The sequence below is a fragment of the Sphingomonas degradans genome, from assembly GCF_053502645.1.
In genome coordinates this window covers 3402501-3420085 of sequence record NZ_CP177172.1, presented here as the reverse complement: position 1 = coordinate 3420085, position 17585 = coordinate 3402501, and the positions used below count along the sequence as shown (strand labels likewise).

Sequence of the window (17585 nt, the reverse complement as noted above, 5' to 3'; positions counted from 1 at the left end):
GTTTTACTGTGCTCTATGCCTGCCCGAAGGGGCCGGCGGCTGTCGTTTCCTTTAACGCATCGCCACTCGACGTCCGATGCCGCTGCAAGGCCCGTGCTGCATCCTCGCCCCCATGTTCCCCCGCGAAAACGGGGGCCCAGGGTTGGATAGTATATCGCTTTGCGACTCTGGGCCCCTGCGTACGCAGGGGAACAGGAAGGACGCGGTTTTACTGCGCCGCATAGCGCGCGCTGCATGGTCCCCGGTGTTCCCCCGCGAAAGCGGGGGCCCAGGGCGGATAGTGTATCGCTTGGCGACTCTGGGCCCCTGCTTGCGCAGGGGAACGAAGGGCGCGGTTTTACAGCGCTCTATGCCTGCCCCACGGGGCCGGCGGCTGTCGTTTACTTCAGCGCATGCCACTCGACGTCCGATGCCGCTGCAAGGCCCGTGCTGCATCCTCGCCCCCATGTTCCCCCGCGCAAACGGGGGCCCAGGGTTGGATAGTATATCGCCTTGCGACTCTGGGCCCCTGCGTGCGCAGGGGAACCGGATCGGCTTTACTGCGCCGGTGTCTGCCCCACCGGCCCGTTCGCCGTTGCCTCGATCAGCGAATCGCCGCCCAGCGTGCGGTACAGCGTCACCAGATTGCTCGCCCGCACCAGCTGCGTCGACAACAGGTTCCGCTGCGCCGAGTACAGCGATCGCTGCGCGTCGAGGCTGCCGAGGAACGTGTCGATCCCGCCGCGATAGCGCGCTTCGGCGAGGCGATAGGTGTCGGCGGCGGCGTCGGCCTGCGCGCGGCTCGCGCGTAGCTGCTCGCCGATCGTGCCGCGCCGCGCGAGTGCGTCGGACACTTCGCGGAAGGCCGTCTGGATTGCCTTTTCATAGGTCGCCAGCGCCGCGTCGCGCTGTGCTTCGCTCAGGTCCACGCCCGCCCGCGCGCCGCCGGCACTGAAGATCGAATAGCTTGCGCTGCCGCCGCCCGACCAGTTGAAGCCGTTGCCGCTGAACAGGCCCGTCAGCGCGTTGCTCGCCAGCCCGAGCGCGCCGGTCAGCGAGATGCGGGGGAACAGCGCGGCGCGCGCCGCGCCGATCTGCGCATTGGCCGCGCGCAGCGTATATTCGGCCTGCACCACGTCGGGCCGCCGCAGCAGGATGCCCGAATCGATTCCGGCGGGCAGTTCGGCGATCTGCGGCGTGGCCTCGTCCAGCGTGGCGGGGAGCAGTGCCGTGTCCACCGGCGTGCCCAGCAACAGCTGGAGCGCGTTGATGTCCTGCGCCAGCGCGGTGCGTTGCTGGGCGATGTCGGCGCGCGCGGTCTCCAGCACCTGTTCGGCCTGGCGCAGGTCGGTGCGCGGGGCGATCCCGCCGTCCAGCCGCGCCTTGGTCAGCCGCACGCTCTGTTCGGCATTCGCGGCTGTCTGCTGCGCGACGGCCAGCAGGCTGGCGTCGGCGGCATAGGTCAGCCAGGCATCGGCAATGTCACCGATCAGAGTCAGCCGCGTCGCCCGCGCACCCGCTTCGCTGGCGAAATAGCGGTTCTGCTCGGCGCGGGTCAGCGATGCGACGCGCCCGAACAGGTCCAGCTCGAATCCGGTGATGCCGATGTCCGCCGTGAAGCTGCTGCGCGCCGCCGTGCTGCCGCCGCTGGTCCCGCTGCGCTGCCCGCCCGATTCGGTCGCGCCGACGCTCGTCGCCACGTCGGGAAAGCGATCGGCGCGCTGGACGCGATATTGCGCGCGCGCGGCGCGGATATTGGCAGCCGCGACCTGGAGGTCGCGATTATTGGCGAGCGCCTGACCGATCAGCGTCTGGAGCCGCGCGTCGCGGAAAATGTCGCGATAGGTCACCGTGGGCAGTGCGGCATCGCCCTGCACCGGATAGGCATCGCCGCTGGGCCAGGACGGCGGCACCGGGGCCGCCGGCTGGACATATTTCGGCTCCATCGAACATCCGGCCAGCGCCGTGCCGAGCATCAGGATTGCCAGCCGCTTCATGCCGCGCGCTCCGGGTTCTGGGGGTGGAGGCGCCCGCGGATCGCCTTCAACCCGTCACGCACGCCGCGCCGCACCAGCACGAAGAACAGCGGGATGTAGAAGATCGCCAGGATCGTCGCGGTCAGCATGCCGCCGATCACGGCGGTGCCGATTGCGATGCGGCTGTTCGCGCCCGCGCCGGTCGAAATCGCCAGCGGCAGCACGCCGAAGATGAACGCCAGGCTGGTCATCAGGATCGGGCGCAGGCGCAGACGGGCGGCTTCCAGCGCGGCGTCGATGACGCGCTTGCCTTCCTTTTCGGCGCGCTCGGCGAACTCGATCATCAGGATCGCGTTCTTCGCGGCCAGCCCCATGGTCGTCAGCAGCCCGATCTGGAGGTACACGTCGTTCTGCAGTCCGCGCAGCGTGACGGCAAAGATCGCGCCGACAAGCCCCAGCGGAATGACCAGCAGCACCGCGACCGGGATCGACCAGCTTTCGTACAGCGCGGCCAGACACAGGAACACGACGATCAGCGAGATGCCGTACAGCAACGGCGCCTGCCCAGAGGACAATCGCTCCTGATAGGACAGCCCGGCCCAGGCGACGCTGGTGCCCGGAATCTGCGCCGCCAGCTGTTCCATCCGGTTCATCGCCTCGCCCGAGCTGGTGCCCGGCGCCGGCTGGCCCTGGAACTCGAAGGCGGGAATGCCCTGGAACCGCGACAGCGTAGTCGGCGCGGTCGCCCAGCTGGTCTGGGCGAAGGACGAGAAGGGGGCCATCTCGCCGGTGTTCGATCGCACGAACCACTCGTCGATATTGCTCGGCGCGGCCCGGTACTGCGCATCGCCCTGGACATAGACACGCTTCACGCGGCCGCGATCGATGAAGTCGTTGACGTAACGCCCACCCCATGCGGTGGCGAGCGTGTTGTTCACGTCGGTCTGGCTCAGCCCAAGCGCGGCGAGCTTTTCGTTATCGACATCGACCTTGAGCGTCGCGACATCGGGCAGGTCCGACAGGCGGACCGATGCGAGCAGCGGGTCCTGGTTCGCGGCGGCGAGCAGCTTGTCGCGCGCGGCGGTGAATTGCTCGCGCGACATGCCGCCGGCGTTCTGGAGTTCCATCGTGAAGCCGTTGGACTGGCCCAGCCCCCGGATCGCGCCGGGGACCAGCGCGAAGACCTGTGCGTCGCGGAAATTGCGGAACGCGGCGGAGGCACGCGCGACGATCGCGTCGGCGCTGTTTTCCTTGCCCTTGCGCTGGCTCCAGTCGGTGAAGTTCAGGAATCCCTGGCCCGTGTTCTGCCCGCTCGCCCCGCCACCGCCGCCGCCGCCGGTGACGGTGAACATCGTGCCGACATTCTTGGCCTCGTTCTCGCGGAAATAGCGTTCCAGCGCCTGCTGCACTTCCATCGTGCGGCCTTGCGTCGCGCCGGCGGGCAGGCGGAACTGGAGCTGCGCCGCTCCCTGGTCCTCGGTCGGCAGGAAGCCGGTGGGCAGGCGCGTGAACATCACCACCAGCAACGCGACGACGCCCGCGTACAACAGCAGGAACAGCCATTTGCGGTTCACCACCGTCAGCACCGACGCGGTATAGCGCTCGACGCCTTTGTTGAAGCCGTTGTTGAACCCGTCCTTGGCGCGGGTGAAGAAATGGCCGACGCGGGGGAAGCGGCGCTCGACCCAGCCGGGTTCCTGCGCATGCTTCTGCTTGAGCAGCGTCGCAGTCAGCGCCGGGCTCAGGATCAGCGCGACCAGCACCGACAGCACCATCGCCGACACGATCGTCACCGAGAACTGGCGATAGATCACCCCCGTCGATCCGCCGAAGAACGCCATCGGCAGGAACACCGCCGACAGGACCAGCGCGATCGCGACCAGCGCGACCTGGATTTCGTCCATCGATTTGATGGTCGCCTCGCGCGGGGTCATGTCGGGGTTCTCTTCGAGCAGGCGCTCGACATTCTCGACCACGACGATCGCGTCGTCGACCAGCAGGCCGATCGCCAGCACCAGCCCGAACAGCGTCAGCGTGTTGATGCTGAACCCCAGCGCATAGAACACGCCGAACGTACCCAGCAGCACCACCGGCACCGCGATCGTGGGGATCAGCGTCGCGCGCCAGCTTTGCAGGAACACGAACATCACGATCACCACCAGGATGATCGCTTCGATCAGCGTCTTGACGACTTCGTCGATCGACAGCTTGATGAACGCCGTCGTGTCGTTGGCATAGGCGTATTTGAAGCCGGCGGGGAAGGTGCGCGAGATCTTCTCGACCTGCGCCTTGACGAGCTCGGCGGTCTTGAGCGCGTCGGCGCCCGGCGCCAGCGAAATCGCGATGCCCGCGCCCGGATGGCCGTTGACGCGGCTGACTGCGTTGTAGCTCTCGGCCCCCAGCTCGATCCGCGCGACGTCGGACAGGCGCACGGCGGCGCCGCTGGTCTGCGTCTTGAGGATGATCTTGCGGAACTGTTCGGGGGTCTGGAGCCGCGACTGTGCGGTCACGGTCGCGTTGAGCATCTGGGTATTGGGCTGCGGCTGTCCGCCGATTTCGCCGGCGGCAACTTCGGTGTTCTGGTTCTGGATCGCGGTGATGACGTCGCTCGGCATCAGCGCATAGCTCGCCAGCCGATCCGGGTTCAGCCAGATCCGCATCGCATAGGCCGATCCGAACACATTGGTGTCGCCCACGCCCTCGACTCGCGCCAGCTGGTCCTGAAGGTTGGACGCCAGCCAGTCCGACACGTCCTGGTTGGTGCTGCGGTCGGTCTCGTCATAGACGCCGACGAGCAGCAGGAAGTCGGGGTTCGACTTGGTGACGCGCAGGCCTTGTTGCTGCACCTGTTGCGGCAGCCGCGACAGCGCCTGCTGGACCTGGTTCTGCACCTGGACCTGGGCGATGTCGGGATCGGTGCCCTTTTCGAACGTGGCGGAGATCGTCACCGACCCGCGCGAGCTGGACGAGGAGCTGAAATACAGCAGCCCGTCGATCCCGGTCAGCTGTTGCTCGATCACCTGGGTGACGCTGTTCTGCACGGTCTCCGCCGACGCGCCGGGATAGCTGGCGCGGACGTTGACCTGGGGCGGGGCGACGTCGGGATACTGCGCGATCGGCAGCGAATAGATCGCCCCCAATCCCATCAGCATCACGATGATCGCGAGCACCCATGCGAAGATCGGCCGATCGATGAAAATCCGCGACATCAGCGATCAGCCGCCCTTGCTCTGGGGCGCGCCGGGGGCGGCGCCCTTGGCGTCCTTGGCCGGCGCCTTGATATTCTGTGGCGTCGTGGCGGGCACGGGGCGGATTTCGGCGTCGGGGCGGACATTGGCCAGCCCCTGAACGATCACCTTGTCCCCCGGCGCCAGCCCCTGAGTCACCACCCAGTTGGCGCCCGCGGTGCGATCGGCGATCACGGTGCGGGCGACGGCGCGGTTGCCTGGCCCGACGATATAGACGGTGGCGTTGCCGCGCGGATCGCGCGACAGCGCGGCCTGCGGCACCAGGATCGCCTGGGTGTCGATCGCCTGGTTGAACAGCGCCCGCACGAACATGCCGGGCAGCAGCACGCCTTCCGGATTATCGAACCGTGCGCGCAGCGTGACCGTGCCGGTGCTGGCGTTCACCATCACTTCGGAGAATTCGACGACGCCTGAACGGGCGAATTCGCTGCCGTCCTCCAGCTTCAGCCGCACCGCCGCGCTGGCGGGCACGACGCCGCCCTTGGCCATCGCCTTGCGCAGCGCCAGCATCTCGGCGCTCGATTGCTGGATATCGACGAAGATCGGGTCCAGCCGCTGGATCACAGCCAGCGGATCGGTCTGGTTCGTCGTCACCAGCGCGCCTTCGGTCACCAGCGATCGGCCGATGCGGCCCGTGATCGGCGCGGGGACGCGCGTGAAGCGCAGGTTGATCTGTGCGGTCTGCAGCGCCGCGTTGTTCTGTGCCACGGCGGCGGTCGCCTGGCGCGCCTGGGCGGCGGCGTCGGTATAATCCTGCTGGCTCACCGCCTGCATATCGGCCAGCGGGCGATAGCGCTCGGCCTTGACGCGCATCGCATCGGCATTGGCGCGCGCGCTTTGCAGGTTGGCGGAGGCCTGTGCCACCTGCGCCTGATACAGGCTGGGGTCGATCTGGTAGAGCGTCTGCCCCGCGCGGACGATCGTGCCTTCCTTGAACAGCCGCTTTTGCAGGATGCCCGCCACCTGCGGCCGCACTTCGGACGTCTGATAGGCCGTCACCCGGCCCGAAAGCTCGGCGGAAACCGGCACCTGCGATGCCTGGACGACGACATAGCCGACCTGTGCCGGGCCGCGCGCGGCGGCCCCCTTTTGCGCAGCGCCCTGCGTGCCGCTGCCACAGGATGCCAGCGCCAGGCCGGCGGTCGCCAGCAACAATCCGGCGCGGAAGGGGGAAGTCGATGGGGAGTGAGGCAATGGGTCTACCCGCTACGGCGCGCCTGCGAACAGGTGCTGTTCAGTCGAGAACCCGCTCATAGGCGCACGGTTGCAGGCGTTCCACACAAGAAATGTCGCAGAATTGTCGCAGCGCGGCAACGCGGTGGCGCCCGGCTGGAAAGGGAGTGGCGAAACCGCGACGATCGGCCTAGAAACCCCGCCGAAATGGCACGTATAGAAACCCCCAAGCGCATCCGGGGCACCCAGGACATTTTCGGCGACGAGCAGCGGCGCTTTGCGACCGTTCTCGACGCATTCGATCGTGTCCGGCGGCTCTATTGCTTCCAGCGACTCGAGATTCCGATCTTCGAGGCGACCAACGTCTTTGCCCGATCGATGGGCGAGACCAGCGACGTCGTCTCGAAGGAGATGTACACGTTCGAGGATCGCGGCGGCGATTCGATCACGCTGCGCCCCGAATTCACCGCCGGCATCGCGCGGGCGTACATCACCGAGGGGTGGCAGCAATATGCCCCGCTCAAGCTGGCGACCTCGGGCCCGGTGTTCCGGTACGAGCGCCCGCAAAAGGGCCGCTTCCGCCAGTTCCACCAGATCGACGCCGAGATCATCGGCGCGCCCGAACCGGCGGCGGACGTCGAACTGCTCGTGCTGGCCGACCAGCTGCTCCACGAACTGGGCATCGCCGATGGCGTGACGCTTCAGCTCAACACGCTGGGCGATGCCGCGACGCGCGACGCCTGGCGCACCGCGCTGGTCGCGCATTTCGAGGCGCACCGGGCGGAGTTGAGCGAGGACAGCCAGACCCGGCTGGACAAGAATCCCCTACGCATCCTCGATTCCAAGGACCCGCGCGACCGCCCGATCGCCGACAGCGCGCCGGACATCGACGCCTATCTGACCGACGAGGCGGCGGCGTTCTTCAAGAGCGTGACCGACGGGCTCGACGCGGCGGGGGTCAAGTGGACCCGCAACGCGCGGCTGGTGCGCGGGCTGGATTACTACCGCCACACGGCGTTTGAGTTCGTCACCGACCGGCTGGGCGCGCAGGGTACCGTGCTCGCGGGCGGGCGCTATGACGGGCTGATCGGCAGCCTGGGCGGGCCGGAGACGGCGGGCGTGGGCTGGGCGGCGGGCGTCGAGCGGCTGGCGATGCTCCTGCTGGATGAGCGATCCACGGAGTCCCCGCTGCTTTCGGTCATCCCAAACGATGACGGTGATAGAGACGCAGCCATCGCGGTGGCGGCAGCGCTGCGTGGCGGCGGCGTAGAAACGCATATTGCATTCGCGGGCAAGCTGAAACGGCGATACGAGATTGCTCGAAAGGTATCTGCTGCGGCGACGCTCCATGTTGTTGTTCGACTGGACCATCCCGACGAGTTTGTTGTGCGGTTAAGCGCGCCGAATGGTCCAATAGATGCGGCAATCGTGGCGCGTGCGTATGAGGCTCTGAGCGCGCGGTTCGATATTGAGCGCATCGAGACGGCAGATGACGGTTACAAGGCGGACGCTATTCTTCGGCCGACGCAAGGCGCCGCATGACCTCCACCTCCGCAAATTGCAGTGCGCGCCCAAATCCTCGTCACCCCGGCCTTGCGCCGGGGCCCCGCTTCTTCGGCCGGCCCGCGATGAACAGCTGGGCCCCGGGTCAAGCCCGGGGTGACGGTGAGGGGCGGGCGCCAGCCTCCGCCCGCGCGACACGCAACGGGAACAGGGGCGCGCGATGACCTCCATTCCCGCAGACCGCATCGCCGCCATCGAGGCGCGGCGCGACGAGTTGCAGGCGTTGATGGCGACCGGCGACTTGCCCGGCGAGCGCTTCGTCCAGGTGTCGAAGGAATATGCCGAGCTGGAGCCGGTCGCGGCGGCGGCGGGCGAAGTGCGGCGGCTGCGCGCCGAGGTCGAGACGCTGACGCTGATGGAGGAGGACGGCGACCCCGAAATCCGCGACATGGCGCGTGACGAGATGCAGGCGATCCGCGACCGGCTGCCCCAGGCCGAGCGCAGCCTTGCGCTTGCGCTGCTCCCCCGCGACGCCGCCGATGAGCGCGCGGCGATGCTCGAAATCCGCGCGGGCGTGGGCGGCGACGAAGCCGCGCTGTTCGCGGGCGACCTGTTCCGCATGTACCAGCGCTATGCCGATCGCATGGGCTGGCGCGTCGAGCTGATCTCCGCCAGCGCATCGGATGCCGGCGGATACAAGGAAGTGATCGCCAGTGTCACCGGCGCGGGCGTGTTTGCCCGGCTCAAGTTCGAAAGCGGCGCGCACCGCGTCCAGCGCGTCCCCGCGACCGAGGCGGGCGGGCGCATCCACACCTCTGCGGCGACCGTCGCCGTGCTGCCCGAGGCCGAGGAAGTCGATGTGAAGATCGACGACAAGGACCTGCGCATCGACATCTATCGCTCGTCCGGCCCCGGCGGCCAGTCGGTCAACACCACCGACAGCGCGGTGCGGATCGTCCATATCCCGACCGGCCTGACCGTGATCCAGCAGGACGAGAAGTCGCAGCACAAGAACAAGGCCAAGGCGCTCAAGGTCCTGCGCACGCGGCTGTACGAAATGGAACGCGAGCGGCTCCATGCCGAGCGTGCCGGCGCGCGCCAGTCGATGGTCGGATCGGGCGACCGGTCGGAGCGCATCCGCACCTATAATTTCCCGCAGGGCCGGGTGACCGATCACCGCATCAACCTGACCCTCCACCGTCTGCCGGAAATTCTGGAGGGTGAAATGGACGAGCTGATCGGCGCGCTGATCTCGCAGGACGAGGCCGACCGGCTTGCGCAGCTGGATGGGTGAGATCCTCCCCGGAACGGGGAGGGGGACCGCGCGCGAAGTGCGGGGTGGAGGGGGAGCGCCACAAGCGGCTTCCTCTGCGGCAAATCCCCTCCCGCATGCGGGAGGGGGCAGGGGGAGGGCCCCCGGCCTCCAGATCGGGTGTCGCCTGTCGTGAGCGAGGGCCTGCCCCCCAACCCCCTCCCGCAAGCGGTAGGGGGAGTGCGCGCAGCCCTTGTCGCCGCCACCACTGCGCTCGCCCCCACGTCCGACACCCCTCGCCTCGACGCCGAGCTGCTGATGGCGCACGCGCTGGGCATCACGCGCAACGACCTGCTGCTCCGCCATCTCGACGCGCCCGAGCCCGCGGGTTTCGCCGCGCTGCTCGACCGGCGTCTCGCCCATGAGCCGATCGCCTATATCACCGGCACCCGCGCTTTCTGGACGATCGACCTGGCCGTCGGCCCCGGCGCGCTGGTGCCGCGTGCGGACAGCGAGACGCTGATCGAGGCGGCGGTCGCGCATTTCGGGGCGCGGTCGCCGGCGCGCATCCTCGATCTCGGCACCGGGCCGGGCACGTTGCTGCTCGCCGCGCTCGACCAGTGGCCGCAGGCGAGCGGCCTCGGCATCGACGCGTCGGACGCCGCGCTCGGCTATGCGCGCGCCAATGCCGATCGGCTGGGGATGGCGGCGCGCGCCGACTTCCGGCTGGGCGATTGGGCGGCGGATATTGCCGAGCGTTTCGATCTGATCCTCGCCAACCCGCCCTATATCGGGACAGGCGAAGACCTGCCCGCCGAAGTGCGCGACCATGAGCCGGCAAGCGCGCTGTTCGCGGGCGCCGACGGGCTCGACGACTATCGCCGGATCGTCCCGCAACTGCGCGGAGTGCTGGCGGAAGGGGGCTGCGCAGTGCTCGAGATCGGCTGGACCCAGGGCGAGGCGGTTTCTGCACTTGCTTTGGAACAGGGGCTGGCGCCAACCGTCTATAAGGACTTGGGGGGGCGTCCCCGCGCGGTGTTTCTGACTTGAATGCAGGGGCCGGCACCACATATTCCGCTTGGAGATTGGTGCGGCTCGGGCTAAGAACGGCACCGGGGCAAGGCACCTTCAACCAAGTTGTTGAAATAAAGGGCTTCGGTCCACTCCAGGTCATGTGCGCCACTGCAGTCCGGTGGCCTATGGCAGACGGGATGCGCCGGTCGGCGCGCCCCGCAAATGTAACTCGCATCCGGGACCCTCGATGAATCGACGGACGGCCTAGGTAAGACAGGACACAGAGACCTTGATGAACAATCGTCAGGCAAACGGCCGCCGTCGCGGCCGTGGCGGCCAGCAGCAGCGCCAGGGCGGAAACCCGGGCCAGCAGGGCAACGGAAACCGGATCGACAATCGTGCACGCGGCAATGCCGCCCAGTTGCTCGAGAAGTACAAGAACCTCGCCCGCGACGCGCAGATGCAGGGGGATCGGGTCAACGCCGAATATTACCTCCAGTTCGCCGATCATTACTTCCGCGTGCTGAGCGAAACCCGCTCGCGCTTCGAAGAACAGAATCCGAACCAGAACCAGGGCCGTCGCCCCAGCAACGACATTGACAGCGACGACGACGACTTCGATTTCGAAGCCGACGGCAACCGCAACGACGACCAGTCGCAGCAGCGCGAAGAGCCGCGCCAGCAGCAGCGCGAAGCCCGCGAACCGCGCGAACAGTCGCGCCGTGAGCCGCGCGAGGGTCGTGAGCCGCGCCAGGATCGCGAGCCCCGCCAGGATCGGGAGCCCCGACAGGATCGCGAACCGCGTCAGGATCGTGAGCCCCGTCAGGACCGCGAAGCGCGCGAGCCGCGCCAGGACCGCGAGCCGCGCCGCAACGGCTACGTCAATGGCGACACCAACGGCGCCGCGCACACCAGCGCCCCGGCCGCCGAGGCAGAGGCTTCGGTCCCCGTCGATGCGCAGGAAGCGCCCCGTCCGCGCGCCCGCACGCGCACCCGTCGCGCCGAAGCCCCGGTCGAGGCCGAAGCGTCCGCCGGTATCGACGTCGCGATCCTTCCACCGGCATTCGGTGTCGAAGCCACTGCCGATGCGGAGGGCGATGACGCGCCGAAGAAGCCGCGCCGCCGCCGCGTTGCCAAGAGCGACGACGCCGAGGTCACGGCCTGAAATTCACGCGGGTCATTTGGACCTAGCTTTGTAATATCAAGCTGCTAGCATCCTCTCCCAAGGTCATTGGGGGAGGATGCTTTGCGTTGGACGGCTCTATGGATCGCGGCCCTGCCGGTCGCCGCCCACGCCCAGACCGCCGCGGTGCCGGCGCCCGATCAGACTGCGCAGGGCGATGTCGCGGTCACCATCTACCAGAACGGCCAGTCGCTGGTGCAGGACGTGCGCCAGCTCGACCTGAGCGCCGGTCGCACCCGCCAGGAATTTCCCGACGTATCGGCGCAGATCCGCTCGGAGACCGTCACGCTGTCCGGCCCCGGCATCGGCATTGTCGAACAGAATTTCGACTATGACCTGCTGACGCCGCGCAAGCTGATGGAAAAGGCGGTCGGTTCGGTCGTCACGATTGTGCGCACCAATCCCGCGACGGGCGCCGAGACGCGCGAACAGGCGCGGGTGCTGGCGGCCAATGGCGGCATCGTCCTCCAGATCGGCAGCCGGATCGAAGTGCTGCGCGACGACGGGCTGCCGGTGCGCGTGATCTTCGACAAGGTGCCGGAGAATCTGCGCGCGCGCCCGACGCTGTCGGTCACGCTCCAGGTCGCCCGCGCCGGGCGCGTGCCCGCGACGCTGACCTATCTGACCCCCGGCCTTGGCTGGACCAGCGACTATGTGACGCTGTTCGATGAGGCGAAGGGCACCATCGACATGCAGGGCTGGGTGACGCTCACCAACAGCACCGGCACCGATTTCCGCAACGCCGATGTGCTGCTGGTGGCCGGCAGGACGGCCGGTCCCCGGACACCGAGAGTGGATTTCAGTGATGCCACGATCGAGCAGGCCGGCACCGAAAGCGGCACGCGCGAACGGCTGGGCGATTATTATCTCTATCCGCTCGCCGCCCGCACCACGATCGCCAATGCCCAGCAGAAGCAGGTCAGCTTCCTCGACGTGAAGGGCGCTGCGGCGCGCAAGGCGTATGAGTGGAGCAATGGCTGGCTGGGCACGCAATCCGATCCGCGCAGCGCATCGACCGTGCTCAAATTCTCGACGTCGCGCGAAGGCGGGCTGGGCGACCAGCTGCCGTCCGGCACGATCCGCGTGTACATGCGCGACGCGCGCGGCGACCCGCAGTTCATCGGCGAGAGCCGAGTCGATGCAGCCCCGATGGGATCGGCGATGGCGATCCGCACGGGCGACGCGTTCGACGTGAAGGGCACGGCAACCGTGGTCGAGCGCAAGCGGCTGTCGTCGACGCGCTGGCAGACCACGATGCGCTACGACTTCACCAATGCCCGCCCCGCCGAAGTGACCGTGGACCTCGCCCAGAACGGGCTGTGGGGCGATGCGCGCATCACCGAACAGAGCCTGACGGGAACCCGCGTCTCGGCCGAACGCATGGAGTGGAAAGTGCCGGTGCCCGCCAATGGCAAGGCATCGGTGACAATAGTGTTCGATACCCGCTACTGATCCGATGCGCCGCATCGCCTCCCTTCTCGGCCTGGTGTTCGCCGCGTCGTCCGCGAGCGCGCAGGGGCTGGTCGAATCGCCCGCGCCGGATTCGGTATCGGTAACGGTGTATCGCGCCACCGAGGCCAATGCCGAAAGACGGCGGCGATACGGGCAATGGCCCGACGGCTATGCGCTGATCACCGAGGTCCGCACGATCCGGCTGCCGGCGGGCGAATCGGTCATCCGCTTCGTCGGCGTGTCCGAAGGGATGATGCCCGAAACCGCGATCGTCACCGGGCTGCCGCGCGGCGTGGGCGAGAAGAATCGCGACGCGCGGCTGCTCTCGCCCGCCGCACTGATCGACGCGTATCTCAAGCGCCGCGTGACTATCCGCCGCACCGATCGCGCGACGGGGAAGGTCCGCGAGGGCGAGGCCGTGATCCAGTCCGGCCCCGGCGGCGGCGTGGTGCTGACCACCGACGAGGGGGTGGAGGCGCTGGGCTGTTCGGGGCTGCCCCAGGCGCCGGTCTATCCCGGCATTCCCGCCGATCTCTCCGCCAAGCCGACGCTGTCGGTCACGACCAACAGCGCGGCGGCGACGACCGTGACCGTCCAGCTTTCCTATCTGGCGCAGGGGTTCGACTGGTCGGCGCACTATGTCGCGCGCGTGGCCGAGGATGGCGAGAGCTTCAGCCTGTTCGCCTGGCTCACGCTGGTCAATGCGGGCGGGCAGGGGTTCGATCAGGCGCACACCAGCGCGGTTGCCGGCGCGCCGAACAAGGAGGCGGCGGCGCGCCTGCCGCAGGGGCTGCTGCCGGAACTGCACCTGCAATGCTGGCCGATGGATACGACGAGCACGCCGGGCGAGCCGCCCGCGCCGCCGGCACCGCCTGCGCCCGTCTTGCCGATCGTGCTGGCGCGGGCGGAGGACATCGTCGTCACCGGCTCGCGAATGGGAATGATGGCGCCCGCCCCCGTCATGGTCGCGCAGCAGGAGGATCTGGGCGACCTCAAACTCTATCGCATTCCCGAACCCGTCACCGTCGCCGCGCGCAGCACCAAACAGGTGGCGATGATCGACCGCCCCCGCGTCACCTTCGCGCGCATCTACAAGGGCGCGTTCGAGCCCACCGAGCTCGACGACGAGCCCGAGAGCGTCGAGGCCGCGCGCGTGCTGCGCACCGAGAATCGCGAGGGGCAGGGGCTGGGCCTGCCGCTCCCCGCCGGCGGCGTCGCGATCTTCGAGGAGGGGCGCGGCGAATCGCTGCTGGTCGGCGAGAGCGCCCTGACGGATCGCGCGATCGGGGAGGAAGTCGAACTCGAAACGGGCACCAGCACCGATGTCCGCTACACCGTCACCGCGCTGCCCCGTTCGACGCGCCGCCATCCCTATGCCGTGGAAGTGACCAACGCCCGGTCGACGCCCGAGGTCTTCGAGCTGCCCATCCCCTATGTGCTGGCCAAGACCAGCGCGAAGCTGGTCGAGCGCAAGGGCATCAAGACCTGGCGCGCTACCGTCCCGGCCAATGGCAGCGCGCGGCTTACGTTCGTGCTGAAGGTCGACCGTTAGTCGAGATCCACTTCGTCCTTCAGCAGATCCTCGACCTCGGCATCGCGCCCCGATCCCGAGCTGAGGAACATCAGCCCCATCAGCGCGGCGGCCAGCATCACCGTGAGGAAAACGCCAAGGAAAGTGGCGATCGCAGTGACGAGGTACAGCTCACCCATCGACCAGTAGAGCGCGCCTTCCGCCAGCAACGCGGCCAGCATCGCGACTCCGCTCATCCACCACAGGATGCGGCGAAACCGGCCCCACGCAAAGGCGGCGTAGTCGGGGTCATCCAGGCTGTGGCGCGGCCCATCCATCGCTTTCCTTTGCAGGCGAATCGTGGGAGACTCAACCGCCTAGACCCACAGAAGAGGAGACGGGCGATGACCATCGCGGCAATCCTGGGCGGCAAGGGCGGAGAGGTGGTTTCGATCTTTGGCGATCGCACCGTGGCCGATGCCGTGGCGTTACTGGCGGAACGACGGATCGGGGCGGTTCCGGTAATGGAAGGCGACGCGATCGCGGGCGTCTTTTCCGAACGCGACGTAGTCTATTGTCTGAAGAGTCACGGTCCCGCGGCGCTCGACTTGTCGGTGGCACAGGTGATGACGGCGCCTGCGATCACCGTCACTCCCGACGAAAGCGTGCTCGGCGCGCTGGCGCTGATGACGCGGCGGCGCATCCGCCACCTGCCCGTGGTGCAGGACGGCCGCTGTGTCGGCTTCGTGTCGATCGGCGATCTGGTGAAGTATCGGATCGAGCGGATCGAGGCTGAGGCGGAGGCGATGCGCAGCTATATCCAGGCGGTCTAACCCGCCCGGTTGCGCACCATCGCGACGATCGCGGCCACCATCGGGCGTGCGAACACCATCAGCCACCCGGCATAAGTGAGCGCGCCCGTGGCGACGAGAATCGCGAGCCGAACGACGGGCGGCAGCGGCGGCAGCACCTGGTCCGCCAACATGACTGCGCCCGCCATAACGCTCGCCGCCACCAGCGGCGGTGCGAGGGCTTCGGCAAGCGTGCGCAGCCGCACGCCGATCACCGGCAGCGTGCGCCAGGTCGAAATCGCGAGATAGACCGGATAGGCGACGAACCATGCTGCGATCAGCCCCGGCAATCCCCAATGGACGCCGACGCCAAAGGCGACCGGCAACAGCAGCGCGCCGGTTGCGCCGTTCCACGCGCTGATCCCCGGGCGCCCGCGCGCGTCGCTCGCCGGCGCATACAGCACCTGCAGCGTCATCATCGGCATCGCGAGGGCCAGCCATTGCACCACCGGCGCGGCCTCGCGCCATTTGGGGCCCAGCACGACTTCGACCAGCGGATAGGCCGTCACCGCCAGCCCGAAATAAAAGGGGAGGGCCGCGACCATGATCAGCCGCACCGAACTGACGAACGCCGCCGCCACCGCCGCCGGATCGTCCTTGAGCTTCGCATAGGCGGAGAAGGCGACTTCGTTCAGCGGCGGCACGAACTTGGATACGAAGATCTGGGTGAGGAACAGGCTGGTCGTGTAGATGCCCAGTGTGTGCGGATCGAACAGCCGGCCCGCGATGAACACATCCGCCTGGCTCTGCAGGAACCAGAAGATCTGCCCCGTGGCCATCACCCCGCCATAGCGCGCGATGTCGCCGGCGCCGCGAAAGTCGAAGCTCGGCCACATCAGCGATCGCGCGGCCCAGGTCATGCCGATGGCGCGCACGCCGAACAGCGCGATCGGCGCGGCGACCAGCGCCCACACGCCCCATCCCAGGAAAGCCCCGGCCAGCGCAGTGACCGCGCCGGCAATGCCCGAGGCGAAGTTCACCTGTGCCTGCCGCCGGAAATCCATCGCGCGTGCGAGCAGTGCATAGGGCAGGGCAATGAACGGCGTCGCGAGGTACAGCAGCGCCTGCACGCGCAGCAGGTCGGCGACCATGGGCTGCCGGTAATAGGCTGCGGCGAACGGCGCGCAGGCAAACTGCGCGGCACCGAGACCCAGGTTGAGGAGGATCAGCATCCCGAACAGTTGGCGTTGCGCGTGCCGGCTGGCGTCGCCGCGCTGAATCAGGGCGCTCGCCAGCCCATAGCCGTTGAGCATGTTCAGCAGGACGAGCACCACCTGCGTCATGGCGAACAGGCCATAGTCCGAAGGGCTCAGCACGCGGATGACGACGAACGTCGACGCCCAGGTGAGCATCTGGCCCAGGATCTGGGTGCCCGAACGCCAGATTACCGCGCTGCGGACCTGGTTCCGCAACGATTCGGACGACTGATTCGGGGGGATTGGGCTTGATTCGGTCACTAACCCACAATGCCGGGCATCCATTGAGATCGCGTAAAGCACGGTTTTCCGCCGTTTTCGGGGTCTGTTTCGAAAAAAAGACAGAAAGTTCCAAAACGCTGTTGACCGAATCAAAAGCCCCGCATAGAAGCCACTTCACCGCAGCGGTGGCCCACACGGGACGCCAACGCGGTCACCGAAAAGCAGGCGCAGGCCCGCCCCGAGAAAAAGGGGAAAGGGAAGGCGTCGGCGTTTTGCGCTCTTTGACATTGTGATTTAGATGAAGGGACATGTGGGCGGCGGCTCCGGTTCTCAACGGCCTCAAGGCGTTTGGGATATCGGTTAAAGCTAAGCTGCTCTTACATGTCTTTCACGTTTCCATACGTAATTGATTTTGTGCAGAGCGGCTCCTTGAGATGCTGGTTTGGCTGGGGAATTCCACCTCGGTTGGATTGGACATAAACTTGAGAGTTTGATCATGGCTCAGAATGAACGCTGGCGGCATGCCTAACACATGCAAGTCGAACGAAGGCTTCGGCCTTAGTGGCGCACGGGTGCGTAACGCGTGGGAATCTGCCCTTGGGTTCGGAATAACAGTGAGAAATTACTGCTAATACCGGATAATGTCTTCGGACCAAAGATTTATTGCCCAAGGATGAGCCCGCGTAGGATTAGCTAGTTGGTGTGGTAAAAGCGCACCAAGGCGACGATCCTTAGCTGGTCTGAGAGGATGATCAGCCACACTGGGACTGAGACACGGCCCAGACTCCTACGGGAGGCAGCAGTGGGGAATATTGGACAATGGGCGAAAGCCTGATCCAGCAATGCCGCGTGAGTGATGAAGGCCTTAGGGTTGTAAAGCTCTTTTACCCGGGATGATAATGACAGTACCGGGAGAATAAGCCCCGGCTAACTCCGTGCCAGCAGCCGCGGTAATACGGAGGGGGCTAGCGTTATTCGGAATTACTGGGCGTAAAGCGCACGTAGGCGGCTTTGTAAGTTAGAGGT

12 protein-coding genes and 1 rRNA gene (1 of these 13 only partly in view) are annotated in these 17585 nt (G+C 67.2%); 8 read left to right on the top strand and 5 right to left on the bottom strand.

Annotated features, from left to right (window positions below):
• Positions 1-536: 536 nt before the first annotated feature.
• From ACG3SL_RS15540 to ACG3SL_RS15530, 3 genes are read right to left on the bottom strand one after another with little or no spacing between them, the layout of a single operon-like run.
• On the bottom strand, positions 537-1976 hold the full coding sequence (locus ACG3SL_RS15540; RefSeq protein WP_448662077.1) for an efflux transporter outer membrane subunit: 1440 nt from the start codon (positions 1974-1976) through the stop codon (positions 537-539).
• Positions 1973-5164, bottom strand: a complete 3192-nt coding sequence (locus ACG3SL_RS15535; protein WP_448662076.1) for an efflux RND transporter permease subunit — start codon at positions 5162-5164, stop codon at positions 1973-1975. The genes ACG3SL_RS15540 and ACG3SL_RS15535 overlap by 4 nt, the downstream gene beginning before the upstream one ends.
• A 6-nt stretch (positions 5165-5170) precedes the next feature.
• Positions 5171-6355: an efflux RND transporter periplasmic adaptor subunit gene (locus tag ACG3SL_RS15530; protein WP_448662075.1), complete on the bottom strand. Its 1185-nt coding sequence runs from the start codon at positions 6353-6355 to the stop codon at positions 5171-5173.
• A gap of 228 nt (positions 6356-6583) precedes the next feature.
• Between ACG3SL_RS15530 and hisS the strand changes: the two genes are divergently transcribed.
• From hisS to ACG3SL_RS15500, 6 genes are all read left to right on the top strand, one after another.
• Complete coding sequence (gene hisS, locus ACG3SL_RS15525) at positions 6584-7918, top strand: histidine--tRNA ligase (RefSeq protein ID WP_448662074.1); 1335 nt, start codon at positions 6584-6586, stop codon at positions 7916-7918.
• 181 nt (positions 7919-8099) lie between these two features.
• Positions 8100-9173: a peptide chain release factor 1 gene (gene prfA / locus ACG3SL_RS15520; protein ID WP_448662073.1), complete on the top strand. Its 1074-nt coding sequence runs from the start codon at positions 8100-8102 to the stop codon at positions 9171-9173.
• A gap of 198 nt (positions 9174-9371) precedes the next feature.
• A complete protein-coding gene (gene prmC, locus ACG3SL_RS15515) occupies positions 9372-10181 on the top strand; it encodes a peptide chain release factor N(5)-glutamine methyltransferase (RefSeq protein WP_448662072.1) in 810 nt (269 codons plus the stop codon).
• Between the two features lie 256 nt (positions 10182-10437).
• Positions 10438-11310 carry a DUF4167 domain-containing protein gene (locus ACG3SL_RS15510; protein ID WP_448662071.1) on the top strand — a complete coding sequence of 291 codons (873 nt, stop codon included), beginning with the start codon at positions 10438-10440 and terminating at the stop codon, positions 11308-11310.
• Positions 11311-11391: 81 nt separating this feature from the next.
• Positions 11392-12780, top strand: coding sequence for a DUF4139 domain-containing protein (locus tag ACG3SL_RS15505; RefSeq protein WP_448662070.1), 1389 nt, complete (start codon positions 11392-11394; stop codon positions 12778-12780).
• Positions 12781-12784: 4 nt separating this feature from the next.
• Positions 12785-14332 carry a DUF4139 domain-containing protein gene (locus ACG3SL_RS15500; RefSeq protein WP_448662069.1) on the top strand — a complete coding sequence of 516 codons (1548 nt, stop codon included), beginning with the start codon at positions 12785-12787 and terminating at the stop codon, positions 14330-14332.
• Here ACG3SL_RS15500 and ACG3SL_RS15495 read toward each other — a convergent pair.
• Positions 14329-14628 carry a hypothetical protein gene (locus ACG3SL_RS15495; RefSeq protein WP_448662068.1) on the bottom strand — a complete coding sequence of 100 codons (300 nt, stop codon included), beginning with the start codon at positions 14626-14628 and terminating at the stop codon, positions 14329-14331. The two genes, ACG3SL_RS15500 and ACG3SL_RS15495, sit on opposite strands and share 4 nt — an antisense overlap.
• Before the next feature lie 66 nt (positions 14629-14694).
• Between ACG3SL_RS15495 and ACG3SL_RS15490 the strand changes: the two genes are divergently transcribed.
• Positions 14695-15123 (top strand): CBS domain-containing protein, encoded by a 429-nt coding sequence (locus tag ACG3SL_RS15490; protein WP_448662067.1) that lies wholly within the window; start codon positions 14695-14697, stop codon positions 15121-15123.
• On the opposite strand, the gene ACG3SL_RS15485 is transcribed toward ACG3SL_RS15490, so the two are convergent.
• Positions 15120-16622 carry a lipopolysaccharide biosynthesis protein gene (locus ACG3SL_RS15485; RefSeq protein WP_448662066.1) on the bottom strand — a complete coding sequence of 501 codons (1503 nt, stop codon included), beginning with the start codon at positions 16620-16622 and terminating at the stop codon, positions 15120-15122. The two genes, ACG3SL_RS15490 and ACG3SL_RS15485, sit on opposite strands and share 4 nt — an antisense overlap.
• A gap of 415 nt (positions 16623-17037) precedes the next feature.
• On the opposite strand from ACG3SL_RS15485, the gene ACG3SL_RS15480 reads away from it, so the two are divergent.
• Positions 17038-17585: ribosomal RNA gene (locus ACG3SL_RS15480) — 16S ribosomal RNA — on the top strand (it continues 939 nt past the right edge of the window).

Bases quoted from the DNA above. Each gene is read 5' to 3' on its own strand.
- ACG3SL_RS15540 (WP_448662077.1), bottom strand. From the start codon at position 1,976: ATGAAGCGGCTGGCAATCCTGATGCTCGGCACGGCGCTGGCCGGATGT.
- prfA (WP_448662073.1), top strand. From the start codon at position 8,100: ATGACCTCCATTCCCGCAGACCGCATCGCCGCCATCGAGGCGCGGCGC.
- ACG3SL_RS15495 (WP_448662068.1), bottom strand. From the start codon at position 14,628: ATGGATGGGCCGCGCCACAGCCTGGATGACCCCGACTACGCCGCCTTT.
- ACG3SL_RS15490 (WP_448662067.1), top strand. From the start codon at position 14,695: ATGACCATCGCGGCAATCCTGGGCGGCAAGGGCGGAGAGGTGGTTTCG.
- hisS (WP_448662074.1), top strand. From the start codon at position 6,584: ATGGCACGTATAGAAACCCCCAAGCGCATCCGGGGCACCCAGGACATT.
- ACG3SL_RS15535 (WP_448662076.1), bottom strand. From the start codon at position 5,164: ATGTCGCGGATTTTCATCGATCGGCCGATCTTCGCATGGGTGCTCGCG.
- ACG3SL_RS15485 (WP_448662066.1), bottom strand. From the start codon at position 16,622: ATGGATGCCCGGCATTGTGGGTTAGTGACCGAATCAAGCCCAATCCCC.
- ACG3SL_RS15500 (WP_448662069.1), top strand. From the start codon at position 12,785: ATGCGCCGCATCGCCTCCCTTCTCGGCCTGGTGTTCGCCGCGTCGTCC.
- ACG3SL_RS15510 (WP_448662071.1), top strand. From the start codon at position 10,438: ATGAACAATCGTCAGGCAAACGGCCGCCGTCGCGGCCGTGGCGGCCAG.